General features: G+C 71.6%; 18 protein-coding genes and 1 pseudogene. 1 reads left to right on the top strand and 18 read right to left on the bottom strand.

Annotated elements, in window-relative coordinates; all coding sequences use genetic code 11:
- Positions 1-7: 7 nt before the first annotated feature.
- Positions 8-436 (top strand): annotated as a pseudogene (locus TR46_RS39030) (peptidoglycan DD-metalloendopeptidase family protein); the annotation flags it as partial.
- Between the two features lie 62 nt (positions 437-498).
- On the opposite strand, the gene TR46_RS01545 reads toward TR46_RS39030, so the two are convergent.
- The 18 genes from TR46_RS01545 to proS form a co-directional block, all read right to left on the bottom strand.
- On the bottom strand, positions 499-1092 hold the full coding sequence (locus TR46_RS01545; protein WP_042392312.1) for a TetR/AcrR family transcriptional regulator: 594 nt from the start codon (positions 1090-1092) through the stop codon (positions 499-501).
- A gap of 47 nt (positions 1093-1139) precedes the next feature.
- Complete coding sequence (whiG, locus tag TR46_RS01550; protein WP_439654327.1) at positions 1140-2099, bottom strand: RNA polymerase sigma factor WhiG; 960 nt, start codon at positions 2097-2099, stop codon at positions 1140-1142.
- 142 nt (positions 2100-2241) lie between these two features.
- A complete protein-coding gene (dprA, locus tag TR46_RS01555; RefSeq protein WP_084717733.1) occupies positions 2242-3408 on the bottom strand; it encodes a DNA-processing protein DprA in 1167 nt (388 codons plus the stop codon).
- Positions 3405-5015, bottom strand: coding sequence for a YifB family Mg chelatase-like AAA ATPase (locus tag TR46_RS01560; RefSeq protein WP_042392314.1), 1611 nt, complete (start codon positions 5013-5015; stop codon positions 3405-3407). The genes dprA and TR46_RS01560 overlap by 4 nt, the downstream gene beginning before the upstream one ends.
- A 1-nt stretch (position 5016) precedes the next feature.
- On the bottom strand, positions 5017-5388 hold the full coding sequence (locus TR46_RS01565; protein ID WP_042392316.1) for a YraN family protein: 372 nt from the start codon (positions 5386-5388) through the stop codon (positions 5017-5019).
- A 167-nt stretch (positions 5389-5555) separates the two neighbouring features.
- Complete coding sequence (locus tag TR46_RS01570) at positions 5556-5882, bottom strand: DUF2469 domain-containing protein (protein WP_030263837.1); 327 nt, start codon at positions 5880-5882, stop codon at positions 5556-5558.
- 13 nt (positions 5883-5895) lie between these two features.
- On the bottom strand, positions 5896-6414 hold the full coding sequence (locus tag TR46_RS01575; protein ID WP_042392318.1) for an NUDIX hydrolase: 519 nt from the start codon (positions 6412-6414) through the stop codon (positions 5896-5898).
- Between the two features lie 17 nt (positions 6415-6431).
- Positions 6432-7151, bottom strand: a complete 720-nt coding sequence (gene lepB, locus TR46_RS01580) for a signal peptidase I (RefSeq protein ID WP_042392321.1) — start codon at positions 7149-7151, stop codon at positions 6432-6434.
- A gap of 134 nt (positions 7152-7285) precedes the next feature.
- The gene (gene lepB, locus TR46_RS01585) at positions 7286-8302 is read right to left on the bottom strand and encodes a signal peptidase I (RefSeq protein WP_042392323.1); all 1017 of its coding nucleotides are present in this window, start codon (positions 8300-8302) and stop codon (positions 7286-7288) included.
- A gap of 61 nt (positions 8303-8363) precedes the next feature.
- Positions 8364-9335 (bottom strand): signal peptidase I, encoded by a 972-nt coding sequence (gene lepB / locus TR46_RS01590; RefSeq protein WP_042392325.1) that lies wholly within the window; start codon positions 9333-9335, stop codon positions 8364-8366.
- The gene (lepB, locus tag TR46_RS01595) at positions 9319-10080 is read right to left on the bottom strand and encodes a signal peptidase I (protein ID WP_042392327.1); all 762 of its coding nucleotides are present in this window, start codon (positions 10078-10080) and stop codon (positions 9319-9321) included. The genes lepB (TR46_RS01590) and lepB (TR46_RS01595) overlap by 17 nt, the downstream gene beginning before the upstream one ends.
- A 38-nt stretch (positions 10081-10118) precedes the next feature.
- A complete protein-coding gene (gene rplS, locus TR46_RS01600) occupies positions 10119-10469 on the bottom strand; it encodes a 50S ribosomal protein L19 (protein ID WP_030263853.1) in 351 nt (116 codons plus the stop codon).
- Between the two features lie 162 nt (positions 10470-10631).
- Positions 10632-11456 (bottom strand): tRNA (guanosine(37)-N1)-methyltransferase TrmD, encoded by an 825-nt coding sequence (gene trmD / locus TR46_RS01605; RefSeq protein ID WP_042392329.1) that lies wholly within the window; start codon positions 11454-11456, stop codon positions 10632-10634.
- Positions 11457-11468: 12 nt separating this feature from the next.
- The gene (rimM, locus tag TR46_RS01610) at positions 11469-12104 is read right to left on the bottom strand and encodes a ribosome maturation factor RimM (protein ID WP_042392331.1); all 636 of its coding nucleotides are present in this window, start codon (positions 12102-12104) and stop codon (positions 11469-11471) included.
- Between the two features lie 127 nt (positions 12105-12231).
- A complete protein-coding gene (locus tag TR46_RS01615) occupies positions 12232-12471 on the bottom strand; it encodes an RNA-binding protein (RefSeq protein WP_030263860.1) in 240 nt (79 codons plus the stop codon).
- 2 nt (positions 12472-12473) lie between these two features.
- Positions 12474-12917, bottom strand: coding sequence for a 30S ribosomal protein S16 (rpsP, locus tag TR46_RS01620; protein ID WP_030263863.1), 444 nt, complete (start codon positions 12915-12917; stop codon positions 12474-12476).
- 274 nt (positions 12918-13191) lie between these two features.
- Positions 13192-13800: a hypothetical protein gene (locus TR46_RS01625; RefSeq protein WP_042392332.1), complete on the bottom strand. Its 609-nt coding sequence runs from the start codon at positions 13798-13800 to the stop codon at positions 13192-13194.
- Positions 13801-14086: 286 nt separating this feature from the next.
- On the bottom strand, positions 14087-15499 hold the full coding sequence (proS, locus tag TR46_RS01630) for a proline--tRNA ligase (protein WP_042392334.1): 1413 nt from the start codon (positions 15497-15499) through the stop codon (positions 14087-14089).
- Between the last annotated feature and the right edge of the window lie 230 nt (positions 15500-15729).

The following is a 15729-nucleotide window of genomic DNA, read 5'->3' on the forward strand; positions in this document are numbered from 1 at the left end:
GCTCGCCATGACCGTGGCCGGTCCGCCTGGCCAGCGGGCGCTCGCCTCCGGTGGACAGCCGGCGCCGCGGCTGCCCACCGGAGGATCGCTCGCGCAGGTGCTGCGACGGTTCGATCCGCCGCCGCTGCCCTGGCTGCCCGGACATCGCGGGGTGGATCTGGCGGCGCCGGCCGGCACTCCGGTCCGGGCGGTGCGGGCCGGGACGGTGTCGTTCGCCGGGGTGGTCGCCGGTACCGGGGTGGTCGCCGTCAGCCTCGCCGGCAGCGGCGACCCGCCGCTGCGGACGACCTTCCAGCCGGTGAAGGCCGAGGTCGGGCAAGGAGAGAGCGTGGCGGTCGGACAGGTGGTCGGCAGCGTCACCTCCGGTCCGGTCGGCGGCGCCGGCGGCCACTGCCCGGTGAGCTGTCTGCACTGGGGGCTGCTGCGGGGGCACCGCTATCTGGATCCGCTGGCGCTGGTGGGTCCGGGGCGGTCCAGGCTGCTGCCGCTGTCGCGGGCTCAGGCCGCCGGTACGTCCGTGACGCCGCGCAGCACCAGGGCGACGGTCGCCTCGGTGATGGCGGCAGGGTCCTCGGCCGCGCCCAGTTCCAGGCGCTTGACCGCGGCCTGGACGATTCCCTGCACCAGCGACGCGGTCAATCCGGGCTGGGCGTGGCCCAGTTCGGCCAGTGCGCTGACGACCAGCGCGACGAACTGGCCGTGCGACGCGCGGATCCGCTGGCGGGCGGCGTCGTCCAGCTCCCCGGCGGAGATGGCCGCCAGGGCACGGTGCCGGGGATCCCCGGCGAGGGCCAACTGTGCTCGGACATACGCCTCGACGCGCCCAGCCGGGGTGTCGGCGAGGGCCACCGCGTCGACGATCTCCGTGGACCAGGCCGGGAAGTCCACCGCGCAGAGCTCCTCGACCACGGCGGCACGCGAGCGGAAGTACTCGTACACCGAGGAACGGGCCAGGCCGGTCCTGGCCGCGAGTGCGGGGAAGCTCAGCGCCTCCATACCCCCCTCGGCCAGCAGGGCGCGGGCAGCCTCCAGCAGGGCGTCGCGCTGCAGCCGGCGATGCTCGGCGAGGGTGGCGGCTCGGATCTTCGGCACGGCGACAGCTTAGACCGACCGGTCCGCGCCGAAGGCGGCGGAGCCGCTCAGCGGGCGTCGGAGAGTTTGGCGCGGAGTTGGAGCACGGCCTTGGTGTGGATCTGGCTGACCCTGCTCTCGGTGACGCCTAGCACCTGACCGATCTCGGCCAGCGTCAGGCCCTCGTAGTAGTACAGGCTGACGACGGTCTTCTCCCGGTCGGGGAGGGTGTTGATGGCGCGGGCGAGCAGCCGGCGCAGCTCGCGGCTCTCGGCGACCTCCACCGGGTTGTCCGCGGCCGGGTCCTCCAGGGTGTCGAGCAGGCTCACCCGGTCGCTGCCCTCGCCGCCGCCGTGCGTCAGCTCGTCCAGGGCGACCACGTTGGCCAGCGACAACTGGCTGAAGATGGTGTGCAGGTCGTCCAGCGGGATCCCCATCTCCGCGGCCACCTCGGGGTCGTTCGGGGTGCGCCGAAGGGCCACCTCCAGGGTGGCGTAGGCGCGTTCGACCGCCCTGGCCTTCTGCCGGACCGAGCGGGGGATCCAGTCCAGGGCGCGGAGCTCGTCGATGATCGCGCCGCGGATCCGGCTGATCGCGTAGGTCTCGAACTTGATGGCGCGTTCCGGGTCGAACTTCTCGATCGCGTCGATGAGTCCGAAGACTCCGGAGGAGACGAAGTCGGCCTGCTCCACATTGGCCGGCAGGCCGACGCTCACCCGTCCTGCCACGTACTTCACCAGTGGCGAGTAGTGCAGGATCAGTTGCTCACGCAGTCGCGGATCGCCCTGCGCCTTGTAGGCGCGCCACAGCGCGTCGAGCGCCCGTCGCGGCTCGGCCGCGTTCTGCGCGGGGAGCTTCGGCTGTGCCGCGACCGGAGCGGCGGGGACGGCCGCCGTGCCGGAACGGGCTCCGGGGATGCACTCGTTGTGCGACTCCGCATGGGACGCGGCCCACCGTGAACGTACCGGCGCCGGGCGCTGGTCGGTGGTGAGCGGTTCGTCCCCGGGGAGGTTCGAGTACATGGGCATTCGGTGTCTTGTGCCGTTCTGCTGATCCATCGGCCCCGTTCAGCCGAGCGGTTGTGAGCGTAGCGTGACCGGACGCTCTCTGAGTGCTATCCACAACGGGCACTCGCTCGATCAGGTGGGTCCGGGCGCGCGCCGGGGGCGCTCACACCAGGCGCCAATGCGAGCCCTCGCGCTCCACCAGGCCCAGCGAGCCCAGCTCGTACAGCCTGCGGAGCACGGTGTCGGGCGGCAACCCCGCTCCGCGGACCAGCTGCTCCACCGGCGCGCCGCAGGGACCGGCCGGAATCGCCTCCAGGACCTGCAGCGCCTCCCCGCCGACGGTGTCGAGCGGGACCGCCGGCCCCCGGCGCGTCGGCGCCAGGTCGACACCGATCCCGCCCACCTGCTCGATCACCTCGGCGGCGTCGGTCACCAAGGCCGCCCCGGACCGGAGCAGTGCGTGCACCCCGGCGGAGAGCTCCGAGGTGACCGGCCCCGGCACCGCCATCACCAGGCGGTTGAGGTCCCGGGCGCGTCGCGCGGTGCTCAGCGCGCCGCTGCGCCGGGCCGCCTCCACCACAACGGTGCCGCGGGTCAGCGCGGCGATGACCCGGTTGCGCAGCAGAAAGCGGGGCTTGGTGGGATGGGCTCCCAGTGGGAGTTCGCTGACCAGCAGTCCCTGGTCGGCGATCCGGCCGAGCAGGGCGCCGTGCCCCCGCGGATAGACCTGGTCCACGCCGCAGGCGAGCACCCCGATGGTGATACCGGTGGCGGCCAGCGCACCCCGATGGGCCGAGGCGTCGATGCCGTAGGCGCCGCCGGACACCACCACCCAGGCCGCGTCGGCGAGATCGGCGCTCAGCCCGGTGGCGACATGGGTCCCGTAGGCGGTGCAGGCCCTGGCGCCGACGACGGCGACGGAGCGCAGCGCGAGCAGCCGCAGGGAGGCACCGCCGCGTACCCAGAGCGCGATCGGGCGGGCCGGGCCGAGGTCGTCCAGCTGGGAGGGCCAGTCCTCGTCGCCCGGGCAGACCAGTCGGGCGCCGAGCCGCTGGGCCCGGTCCAGGTCCGCCACCGGATCGACGCCCGCGGCACGGGCCCGGTAACCCTCACTGCGGCGGGCGATGGCGGTGGGCAGGTCCCGGCCCAGACTGAGCCGTTCTGCGGCCTCGACCGGCCCGTGCCGCTGGAGCAGGAGTCCGACGGCTTCGTCGCCGGGCTCGACGATGCGGCACAGGACGGTCCGGGCCAGCCGCTCGGCCTCGGGAACGACGCGGACGTCCGCGCGGGTGTCGGTCAGCACGGGCCGGTCTCCGATCGGGTTGCTCAACGGGGCAGGCTGCGGCTGAAGCCGCTGCGCAGGGCGAGTGCGGTACGGACCTCGTCGCGTTCCGGGCGGTCGAGGCCGGCCAGGTCGGCCGCGGTCCAGGCGACCCGCAGCACCCGGTCCAGGCCTCGGGCGGTGAGCAGGCCGCGCTCCATGTCCCGCTCGGCGTCCTTGAGGGCGCCCGGGGCCAGCCGCCAGCGGGTGCGCAGCTCATGGCCGGGGACTTCGCCGTTGGTGCGCCAGGGCGTGCCGACGAGTCTGGCCGCTGCCCGGTCCCGGGCGGCGAGCACCCGGGCCGCGACGGTGGCGGTGCTCTCGGCGGTGGCGTCGCGTTCCATCAGCTCGACCCTGGTGACCGCGTCGACCTCGACGCGCAGGTCCACCCGGTCGAGCAGCGGCCCCGACAGCCGTCCCTGGTACCGGCTGACCATGGTGGGGGTGCAGTCGCACCCCTCGCCCCGGCGCGACCACCGGCCGCAGGGGCAGGGGTTGGCCGCGAGCATCAGCAGGAAGCGGGCCGGCAGCCGCAGCGAGCCGGCCGACCGCGCCACCACCACCTCGCCCGACTCCAGCGGCTGGCGCAGCGCGTCCAGCACCCGGACCGGGAACTCGGGCGCCTCGTCCAGGAAGAGCACGCCCCGGTGGGCCAGCGAGACCGCGCCGGGGCGGGGCAGTCCGCTGCCGCCGCCGATGATCGCCGGCATGGTGGTGGAGTGGTGCGGGGCGCAGTACGGGGCGGCGGCGAGCAGCGGCTGCCCGGCCGGGAGCAGGCCCGCGACCGAGTGCACCGCGGTGACCTCCAGCGCCTCCTGCTGGGTGAGCGGCGGCAGGATGCCGGGGAGGCGCTCGGCGAGCATGGTCTTGCCGGCTCCTGGCGGGCCCTTGAGGTAGAGGTGGTGGCCCCCGGCCGCGGCGATCTCCAGGGCCCGGCGGGCCTCGAACTGGCCGGCGATGTCGGCGAGGTCGCGGTGGTCGGCTTCGTCGGCGCGGCGGCTGCGGACGCCGAGGCCGGGCAGGGACAGGCCGACCAGGGCGTTGTCGGGGCGGGTGGCGCCGAGGCCGGGGCCTGCCTCGGGTTCCTGGTCCTCCTCGGTGAGGCGCCCGGTGAGCAGGCCGAGCAGCTGGGCCAGGGTGCTGACGCCGAGGACGCTCATCCCGGGCACCAGCGCGGCCTCGGCCGCGGTCTGGCTGGGCACCACCACCCGCTCGTACCCGGCGTCGGCGGCGGCGAGCACCGCGGGCAGCACCCCGCGCACCGGCCGGACCCGGCCGTCCAGCCCCAGTTCGCCGATGAGCAGCAGCTTGGCGATGGCGGCCGGGTCGAGCACCTCGGCGGCGGCGAGCACCGCACAGGCGATGGCCAGGTCGAAGCCACTGCCGCTCTTGGGCACCGAGGCGGGCGAGAGGCCCACCGTGAGCTTGCGCTGGGGCCACTTCTCCCCGGAGTTCACCACCGCGGCCCTGACCCGGTCCTTGGCCTCGCTGAGCGCCTTGTCCGGCAGGCCGACGATGGCGAACGCGGCGACCCCCGGCTCCAGGTCGGCCTGGACCTCGACCACGACCCCGTCCACGCCGAGCAGGGCCACCGAACCGGTGTGGGCGAACGCCATCTCAGCCCACCACCCCGGGGATGTGGTCGACCCGGGCCGCCCCGCGCGGCGTGTGCACCACGCTGACCAGGTCGATCCGCACTCCGCCCGCGGGTGCCGGGGCTTTCCAGCGCTCGGCGAGCCAGCGCTCCGCGAGCAGCAGCAGCCGGCTCGCCTTGGCCCGGTCGAGGGCCTCGGCCGGGCTCTGGAAGCCGCGCTCACTGCGGGTCTTGACCTCGCAGACGGCGAGCGTGTCACCGTCCAGGGCGACGATGTCCAGCTCGCCCTCGCGGCAGCGCCAGTTGCGGTCCAGCACGGTGAGCCCGGCTGCGGCCAGGGCGCGGGCTGCGGCGTTCTCGCCGTAGCGGCCCAGTGCCTGTGTGCGTGCTGTCATCACGATCACCTCCGGTCGGCAATCTGCCGGTTCCGGGGGCGTCGGGCCAGGGGCGGTCCGCAACCTGTGGACAGCTCGGGGGGTGTGAAAAACTCCGCCGCCCGGAAGAGTGAACCGGACGGCGGAGCATTGACGAGAGACGGACGAGAGGAGGGGCGGACCGCCGGTCAGGGACCGAATCCGGCCTCGTCCGAGGGAAGCTCCAGGTCGCTCTTGGCCAGCTCCTCGACGTTCACGTCCTTGAAGGTCAGCACCCTGACCTTGCGGACGAAGCGGGCCGGTCGGTACATGTCCCAGACCCAGGCGTCAGCCATGGACACCTCGAAGAACACCTCGCCCTGATCCGAGCGCACGTTCAGCTCGTAGTCATTGGTGAGGTAGAAGCGCCGCTCGGTCTCGATCACGAACTTGAACAGCCCGACGACATCGCGGTACTCCCGGTAGAGCTTGAGCTCCATCTCGGTCTCGTACTTCTCGAGGTCCTCGGCACTCATCCCCACGTTCCCCTCAGCTGTGCGTACGTTCGTCCATTGTGGACCACGGGGTGGGACACGGGAGCCGGACCGGGCGGTCCGGCGGCCCTGCGGCGAGCAGTGAGGCCAGCAGCGGCCCCAGGCCCTCCGGGTAGACGGTCTCGGTGGCGGCCAGCAGCTCCGGCAGCGACCACCAGCGCAGTTCGTCCACGGTACGGAGCTCCAGCTCGGTCTGGCCGGAGGCGTCCAGCGCGGTGGTACCGGTCCTGGCGAGGTAGTACCACTCGTCCTGGTCGAAGCTGCGCCCGTCGAAGCTGAAGGCAGTGGTACGGCGGGCCACCAGCGGTCCCAGGGCGATGCCGGTGATCCCGGTCTCCTCGGCGACCTCGCGCCGGGCCGCGTCGGCGAGCTCCTCGTCGCCCTCCACGCCCCCGCCGGGGGTGAACCACCAGGTGCGCCCCGGCACCAGCGGGTCGAAGCCGTGCAGCAGCAGGATCCGGTCGGCGGGGTCCAGCAGCAGCACCCGGGCCGCCCTTCGGCGCAGCACCTCCACCCGCCACCTCCGTACGCTCAGGAGCTGCGGTGTCTGCGCAGCCGTCCCACGACCGTACCCGCAGCGGCGCTCAGCAACACCAGTGCGGCACCACCGATGATCGCCCACTCCAGCGGCTCCAGCGGGCCGTGGGCGGTGGCCCGGGTACCGGGAACGGCGTCGAAAGCGGTGGTGCGGTCGATCGTCCTGGCCGTCGTGAGCGGCCAGACCGTGCCCTCGACCCGGGCCTTGACCTCGGAGTCGGGGATGGTCCCCGCGGTGAGCTCCAGGTGCGAGCGGGAGTCGAGCGAGACCGAGCGGTTGTCCCCCATCAGGAAGAGCCGGCCGGCCGGGACCTTGGCGCTGAAGGCCCGGTCGCCCAGCAGCAGCGCGGTGGGGCTGGAGGCGTTCAGGTAGGGCTCGGTGACCGGCTTCCCGTCGACCGTGGTCCGGCCGGCCGAGTCACAGCAGGCGACGGTGTCCCCGCCGACCCCGATGACCCGCTTGACCATCGCCGAGGTGCCCCACTGGGGGTCGCTGAAGACGATGATGTCGCCGCGGCCCACCTCGCTGCCCTTGACCGGGTGGGCCAGCACGGTGTCCCCCGGCTTCACCGTCGGCGACATCGAGTCGGTGGGCACCGAGTACGGCCGGTACTGGACCGCCAGCAGCACGAATCCGCCGACCAGTCCCAACAGGCCGACGGTGATGCCGATCGCCTGCAGCACTCCGTCGAGCCGTATCCGCCGTGCCGCCATGTCGCCGCTCCCCAGCCTCGTTGTACGTATCGCCGGTACCGATCCGTACGTGCGGAAGGCCTCGGTGCGTCCCAGCAGATTACTGGTCGGTACCGAGGCCTTCGCAAGGGGTGGCGGTGATCAATCCCAGGTGATCAATCCTGGCTGGGGCGGTCCTGCCCGCGCCGGCGGCGCAGCCGGAAGCGCCGCTGCAGGTAGGTGAGCGGGACGGCGCCGATCAGTCCGGCCACGGCCGGCTCGTTCACCAGCAGGGCACCGGCCTGGGTGCTGATGCCGGACTGGTTGAAGGTCGACGGGATGGGCAGCGTGGCCCAGTGCGAGATCGGCCAGGCGATGGTGAAGGCGCGGCCGACCACGTCGGAGTCGGGCACCGAGCCGCCGCCGGGCTCGTCCATGTGGTAGCGGGAGTCCAGCGAGTCGTTGCGGTGGTCGCCCATCACCCAGATCGAGTTGGCGGGCACCTTCAGCGGTCCGAAGTTCTTGTCGCCGCAGGGGGTGGCGCCGGGGTAGATGTAGGGCTCGGTCAGCGGCTTGCCGTTGACGTACACCGGGCCGGTGCCCTGGCAGCTGACGGTGTCTCCGCCGACCGCGATGACCCGCTTGATCAGGTCCTTCTCATTGGCCGACGGCATCAGCCCGATCCAGCTGAAGACGTCCTGGACGCCGCGGACCAGCGAGTTGCCGCTCTGCTGCTGGGAGGGCTCGTCGGAGAGCCAGTTGCCCGGGTCGTGGAAGACGACGACCTCTCCGCGCGAGGGCTTGCTGCCGAAGTGCGGGGTGAGCTTGTCCACCAGCACCCGGTCGTTGATCCGCAGCGTGTTCTCCATCGACCCCGAGGGGATGGAGAAGGCCTGCACCAGGAAGGTCTTGATGAGCAGCGCCAGCACCAGCGCCACCACGATCAGGATCGGCAGTTCCTTCCAGAAGGAGCGCTGCTTCCGCTGTCTACCCGCCTTGAGCGGCTCCGGCTCTCCCTCTTTCCCGCTGTCCAACAGATCGTCCGCGCCGCCCCCGTGAGGGTCCGCCGCTCCTGCGGTCTGGTCGTTGCCCGCGTCTCCACGTCCGGTCTCGTCCACGGACCCAACGGTAGTGGCCGCAGAATCCTCGGGCTCGCCGACACCCGCGCGGGCGCCGGTCCCCAGATCCCCCACGTCGTCTCCTCATGTCGCCAGGCGGGCGGTCATGCCCACGCGTATCGCTGAACCGAACCCGTCACCGCTCTGGCCGGGTGCGGGTGCGGCGGCGCCTCGCAAAGCGGGGCACAGTCGCAGCCAAACCCATAACGAGCGGAAGTTCCCCGAGAAGCGGTCCGGACGCTGCTGCGGACGATACTTGACGAAGACTTTGACCGGACGCCGGGGACACCGCGGTCGGGGACCCGCCACCGGACGCCTGGACCGGCAGCGACTGCACCGGCAGGGTCCGCCAGTGCGAGATCGGCCAGATCACCGCAACGGCACGGCCCACCACGTCCGACTCGGGGACGAACCCCCCGTCCGGGTCGGCCAGGTGGTAGCGCGAGTCCGCCGAGATGTCCCGGTGGTCCCCCATCACCCAGAGCTTCCCGGCCGGGACGGTCACCTTGAAGGTGATCCTGGACGGGACCTCCCCGGCGAAGATGTACGGCTCGTTCAGCGCGGTGCCGTTGACGGTCACCCGCCCCTTGGTGTCACAGCAGGCGACGGTGTCGCCGGGGACGCCGATCACCCGCTTGATCAGGTCGCGGTCCGAGGGCAGCAGGCCGACGAAGGTGAACACGTTCTTCACCGCGGTCACCACCGCGCCGCTCTTGGGGACCGGGTCGTCCTTGAGCCAGTTGTCGGGGTCCTTGAAGACCACCACCTCGCCGCGCTGCGGCTTGGCGCCGAACCAGGGCGAGAGCTTGTTGACCACGACCCGGTCGCCGATGCCGATGGTGGTCTGCATCGAGCCGGAGGGAATCGAGAACACCTGCACGAAGAAGGTCTGCAGAGCCAGGGTTATCACCAGGGCGACCACGATGATCAGGGGTATTTCACGCAGCAGCGAGCGCTTTCGTCGGCGCTTGGCCCGTTTGGCGGCGCGACGGCGTTCGGCGCGCCCCCGGTCCGCCCGACCGCCGCCGGTACCGGGACCGGAACCCGTGCCGTCCCCGGCCGGGGTCGGCTCGATCCGGGCCGGCCTGTTCTTACCCCTGCTGCCCATGACCGGCGCCCTTCCGCAGTTCCGACGCCAGCGCCGCAAAGGCAGCGGGACGGTCCACCGAACGCCAGTGTCCGACCGGGAAGACCACCCAGTCGACCCTTCCGATCACTTTGTCGACAGGAACGAACCCACCGCCCGGGTCCCCGAGGTGGTCCCGGGAGTCGCTGGAGTCCGAGCGGTGGTCGCCCAGCACGAACAGCTTCCCGGCCGGCACCCTGACCGAGAACGGCACCTGCGAGGGGGTGTCGCCCGGGTAGAGGTACCCGCTCTCGTCCAGCGGCACTCCGTCCACGCTCAGCCGTCCGCTGCTGTCGCAGCAGGCCACCGTGTCGCCGGCGACGCCGATCACCCGCTTCACGAAGTCGTCGCCGTTGGCGTCGCCGCCGGCGGACGCCCCGTCGTCGATGAAGGAGCCGCGGCCGTCGAAGACCACCACGTCACCGCGGAGCGGGCGGCCGAACCGGTACACCACCTTGTCGACGACCACCCGGTCGCCGATCCGCAGGGTGCCCTCCATGGAGCCGCTGGGAATGCCGAACGGCTCGGCGGCGAACCTGTTCACCAGGAACAGCACCACTGCGCAGACCAGGGCCAGCAGGGCGGCGTCCCGCAGCACTCCGCGAACAGCAGAGGACCGCGGCTTGGCCGCCGGACCCTCCGGGTCGGCAGCGCAGTCGCGGTCCTCAGGCGCTTCTTGCGTCGCGCAGGGGTGCGGGGCATCGAGCCCCGGGAAATTGGAGTCCATCGCCGCAGCAGCCTAAGGCACCACGGTAGGAAGGAGACTCAGCGGTCGCGCTTCTCCTTGATCTTCGCGGCCTTGCCGCGCAGGTCACGCAGGTAGTACAGCTTGGCGCGACGGACGGCGCCGCGGGTCACGACCTCGATCTTCTCAACGATCGGGGTGTGCACCGGGAAGGTGCGCTCCACGCCGACATTGAAGCTGACCTTGCGGACCGTGAAGGTCTCGCGGATGCCGTCGCCCTGGCGGCGGATGACGACGCCCTTGAACTGCTGGACGCGGGAGCGGTTGCCCTCGATGACGCGGACGTGCACGTTGACGGTGTCACCGGCGCGGAACGCGGGGATGTCGGTACGCAGCGAGGCCGCGTCGACAGCAGTGAGCAGGTTGCTCATGATGTGTCTCCATCGCAGGCGCCACGGGCCACCCACGGAAATCGTGTGAAATGGTTGCGCTGTGTGTCGCTCGGTTGGCGGCGTCTCCCCCGTGGCAGGGGCACCGGGCCGGCCGTCACGATCGGCTGGATCGTGGGGCGGCCGAGGACAGGCAGCAATCGCCTATTCTTCCACACCATCGGCCGTGCGAAGAAATCGGCCGTCGGCCTCGCTCCACCGCAGTCCCAGCGCGTCCAACGCGCGCAGGTCGTGCTTGTCCATGCTGCTGCGCTCCCAGCGCTCCACCAGGTCCGGACGCACGGCCAGGGTCCGGGCGAAGGCCTGCTCCCGGCGCCAGCGGGCGATCTTCCCGTGGTTGCCGCTGAGCAGCACCTCGGGGACGCCGCGGCCGCGCCACTCGGCGGGCTTGGTGTACACCGGGCCCTCCAGCAGGTCGGCCATCCGGCCCGGGGCGAAGGAGTCGTCCTGGTGCGACTCGGCGTTGCCGAGGACTCCGGGCAGCAGCCGGGCCACCGCCTCGACGATCACCAGCACCGCGACCTCGCCGCCGGCCAGCACATAGTCGCCGATGGAGACCTCGACCACCGGCATGGTCTCCGCGGCCGCCTCGACCACCCGCCGGTCGATGCCCTCGTAGCGGGCCGGCGCGAAGGCCAGCCAGGGGCGTCCGGCCAGGTCCTGGGCGAGCTCCTGGGTGAACGGGCGGCCGCTGGGAGTGGGCACCACCAGGGTCGGCACCTCGCCGTCCCCGGGACCGGCCGAGGCGACGATGCCGTCCAGGGCGGCGGCCCAGGGCTCGGGCTTCATCACCATCCCGGGGCCGCCTCCGTACGGGGAGTCGTCCACGGTGCGGTGCACATCGCTGGTGTGCTCACGCAGTCCGTGCAGCCGCACGTCCAGTTGGCCGCGGGCGCGGGCCTTGCCGACCAGGGAGACGTTCAGCGGTTCGAGGTACTCGGGGAAGATCGTGACGACGTCGATACGCACGGCGGACCCCTGCTACTCCGAGTCGGCGCTGTCAGCGGCGGCTTCGGCCCCGCCGGCGCCCCCGTCGGCGTCCCTGTCGGCGTCCCTGTCGGCGTCCCTGTCACTGTCACCGTCACGCGCGGAGGCCACCTCGGCCTCGTCCGTGTTGATCAGGCCGGGCGGCGGGGTCAGCACGATGCGCCGGTTGTCGATGTCGATCTCGGGGACGATCTCGGTGACGAACGGCACCAGCACTTCGGAGCCGTCCGGGCGCTTCACCGTTAGCAGCTCCTGCGAGGGCAGGTGTGCGATCTCGGCGAGCTCGCCGACCGGGGTGCCGTCGGCGAGGACCACGGCCAGGCCGATCAGCTGGTGGTCGTAGTACTCGTCCGGATCCTCGGGGCGGTCCTCGGGGTCGATCTCGGCGATCAGCATGGTGCCGCGCAGGGCCTCGGCCCCGTTGCGGTCGTTGACGCCCTCGAACCGGAGCAGCAGCCGCCCGCTGTGCACCCGTCCGTCCGCGACGGTGAGCGGTCCGGCCGAGGCGGGGTCGGTCATCAGCACGGCGCCGGGGGCGAGCCGCAGTTCGGGCTCGTCGGTGCGCACCTCCACCGTTACCTGGCCCTTGATGCCATGGGCACGGCCGATCCGGCCGACGACGAGCTGCACGGTGATCGTTCTCCTGTGGACAGACGAAAATCAGACGAAAAACGTGACGAGAAGAGAAATGCAGAGCGAAACGGCTCGGGGCCGGCCAGGACGATGTCCTGGCCGGCCCCGAGTGGTGCCCTATGACCTATCGCACGCCGTCGACGTCGACCAGGTCGACGCGGACGCTGCGACCGCCGAGGGCGGTGACCACGGTGCGCAGAGCACGCGCGGTACGGCCGCCCCGGCCGATGACCTTGCCGAGGTCCTCGGGGTGCACCCGCACCTCGAGGATGCGGCCCCGGCGCAGTTCACGCGAACGCACCTGGACCTCGTCCGGATTCTCGACGATGCCCTTCACCAGGTGCTCGAGGGCTTCCTCGAGCATGATCAGGACTCGGTGGCCGGAGCAGCGTCGGACTCGGCGGCGGCCTCGTCCTTCTTGTCCGACTTCTTGGCCTTCGGGGTGATGGCCACACCGGTGGTGGAGTCCTCGAAGCCGGCGACGGCCTTCGCGAACAGGTGCGAGAAGTCGGTGACCTTGGGCTCGGCGACCTTGAGCGGCGCCGGGGCCGGCAGGCCCTTGAACTGCTGCCAGTCACCGGTCAGCTTGAGGATCGCGAGGACGGCCTCGGTCGGCTGCGCGCCGACACCCAGCCAGTACTGCGCGCGCTCGCTGTCGACCTTGATGATCGAGGGGTCGTAGGTCGGCTGGTAGATGCCGATCTCCTCGATCGCACGACCGTCACGCTTGGTGCGGGCGTCGGCGACGACGATGCGGTAGTGCGGGGAGCGAATCTTGCCGAGACGCTTCAGCTTGATCTTGACTGCCACGGGAGTGGTTCTCCTGGATTTGACGTGGGTGAGCAGCCGCGCATTCCACGTGGGGTTGCGGCTGCTGGCTGCTCGACGGACACGTCAGCCGGAGGAGAGAGGGGTCCTGCTCGGCTGCCGAGTACTCAGCTGTCCATTGTGCCATAGCGCGGCGGACCGGCTTACCGCCGGTGCCGCCCGCAGCTGTGGCCCGGGGCCGCCGCACGACGTCGCCCTACCGCGCCGCCGCTCGGCCGCCGCCCGACTTTCGTCCGACCGCCGCCCGGGACTCCGGTCAGCCCCGGGGCGGCGTGACGTCGGCGATCCGGAACGGCTGGCCGCAGGCGCCGCAGACGATCGCGGCCTGGGCCAGGACCGACGGCACCACTCGGACGTTGCGCCCGCAGTCGCAGACCGCCTTCACCCGGACGCCGCCCCCGGAGGAGCCGTGCCTGGTGGCGGGGCCGCGGAAGTTGCGGGCCCGGTCCAGCACCGGACCGCTGGTCGCGGCGGCGTGGGCGCCCAGGGCGAGCTGCAGCCGCTCGATGGTGCCGGCGTACAGCTCACGGGTCTCCGGGCGCATGGTGACCAGGGAGAATCCGCTGCTGGGATGGGGGTCCGCGGTGTGGTCCAGGCCCAGCTCATCGGCGAGGGCCAGGAATCGGCGGTTGTGGTAGCGCCCTGCCCGCGAGGTGTCGCGGATGCCGCGTGCGGCGGCCAGGCCGTGGGCGGCCTCGTGGAGCAGTCGCTCAAAGCCCAGTTCAGTGCCGCAGGCCGAAGAGGATTCGCCGATCAGCGATTCCGGGGCCGCGAGACTGGGCAGGTCGGAGTGGTGGCGCTGGATGTCGCCCCAGGCGAGGGCCAGCTCGGCCGCGAGGACCAGTGGTTGTTGTGTCGTGCTCACGCAACGCCAACGAGGGAGCAGCCCCCGATGTTCCGGCAAACGCGGTTTCTCCAGGAGACGCATAGGTCACGGGTTTGGGAGCGCTCCGAGAGCGGTCCGCAGCCGTCCTCTGACGGATAGTCATCTTGCTGGTCAGAGAGGGAACTTGAGCGAGGACATACAGAAGTGAAAAACCGGTCCGCCACTTCCCGGGGAAGCGGCGGACCGGTTGGACTACGTAAATCGGCTTGCCACGGTCTCAGCAGGCGAGACGAAATGCCCTCCGCCGAGTACGTCAGGCGTTGCCTCAGTAGGCGCGGGCCACGATGGCGACATTGCCGGGCTGGTCGTCGGCGTCCGGCACCGAACCGTCCTCGGCGACGATGCAGCGCACCGACACCCCCTGCTCGGCGAGCTTGCGCTCGCCCTCGTCGCCGAGCTCGGCCCAGGAGATCCGGCCCCAGCCGGTCGCCGCGGCCTCGACGGCCTCGGCGAGGTTCGCCACCTCGACGGTGCGGGACTCACGGCGCTCGCGGGACTGGCGCAGCAGCAGCGCCTGGTCCTCCTCCAGGATGCCCGGGACCAGCGCCGCCAGGGCGTCCACCGCGACCGGCTCCTTGCCCCCGGGGATGCGCCGGGCCAGCATGGCCGTCCCGTTCTCCAGGTCGCGCGGGCCGACCTCGATGCGGACCGGGACGCCCTTGAGCTCCCAGTCCACGGCACGGCGGCCGAACGGGGTGTCGGTGCGGTCGTCCACGACCACGCGGACCCCGGCGGCCTCCAGCGCCGCCCCGATCTCGCGGACCTTGGCGATCACGGCGTCGTCGCCCTTGATCGCCAGCACCACGGCCTGGGTGGCCGCCAGCCGCGGCGGGACCCGCAGGCCGTTGTCGTCGCCGTGGGACATGATCAGGCCGCCGACCATACGGGTCGAGGTGCCCCAGGAGGTCTGCCAGACGTACTCGCGCTCGGAGCCGTTGGAGAGGTACTGGGTGTTGAACGCCTTGGCGAAGTTCTGGCCCAGCTCATGGCTGGTGCCCATCTGCAGCGCCTTGCCGTCGCCCATCATCGACTCGAGGGTGAGCGTGTTGATCGCGCCGGCGAAGCGCTCCTTGGCGGTCTTGCGGCCCAGCACCACGTCGATGCCGAGCACATTGGTCATGAAGTCGCCGTACACCTCGGTGTGGATGTGCGAGGCGTACGCGCGGGCGTCCTCGTAGCTGGCATGGGCGGTGTGGCCCTCCTGCCAGAGGAACTCGGTGGTGCGCAGGAAGACGCGCGGGCGCAGCTCCCAGCGGACCACGTTGGCCCACTGGTTGATCAGCAGCGGGAGGTCGCGGTGGCTCTGCACCCACTTGGAGAAGTACTCGTTGATGATGGTCTCGGAGGTGGGCCGGACCACGACCGGCTCGTCGAGCTCCTTGCCGCCGCCATGGGTGACCACCGCGAGCTCCGGGGCGAAGCCCTCGACGTGCTCGGCCTCGCGGGTGAGGTAGGACTGCGGGATGAACATCGGGAAGTAGGCGTTCTGCGCGCCCGCCTTCTTGATGCGCGCGTCCATCTCCTGCTGCATCCGCTCCCACAGCGCGTAGCCGTACGGTCGGATGACCATGGTGCCGCGCACCGGACCGTTGTCGGCCAGTTCGGCCTTGTTGATCAGATCCTGGTACCAGCGGGGAAAATCGTCCGCCTGGGGTGTGAGAACGGGAGCCTTTGCCATGGGCGAATCGTACGGGGAGGACGGGCGTGACCCGTAATCGATAAGCACGGGGCCGCCGGGCGCCGCGGCAGGCGCCGGATTGTTGGAGTCAATACCCGCGCGCTCTGGACTCCGGGGCGTCGGCGGAGTTGGCTGTAGTCAGTCGGAGACTCTGAGCGATCTCCCGGCGAGACCAAGCGCGGGGCGACCCTCACGCCTCGCGGCAGGCCCGATTGAAGGAGCCTGAATGA

The sequence above is a fragment of the Streptacidiphilus carbonis genome (assembly GCF_000787775.1).
In the GTDB taxonomy this organism is placed as follows: domain Bacteria; phylum Actinomycetota; class Actinomycetes; order Streptomycetales; family Streptomycetaceae; genus Streptacidiphilus; species Streptacidiphilus carbonis.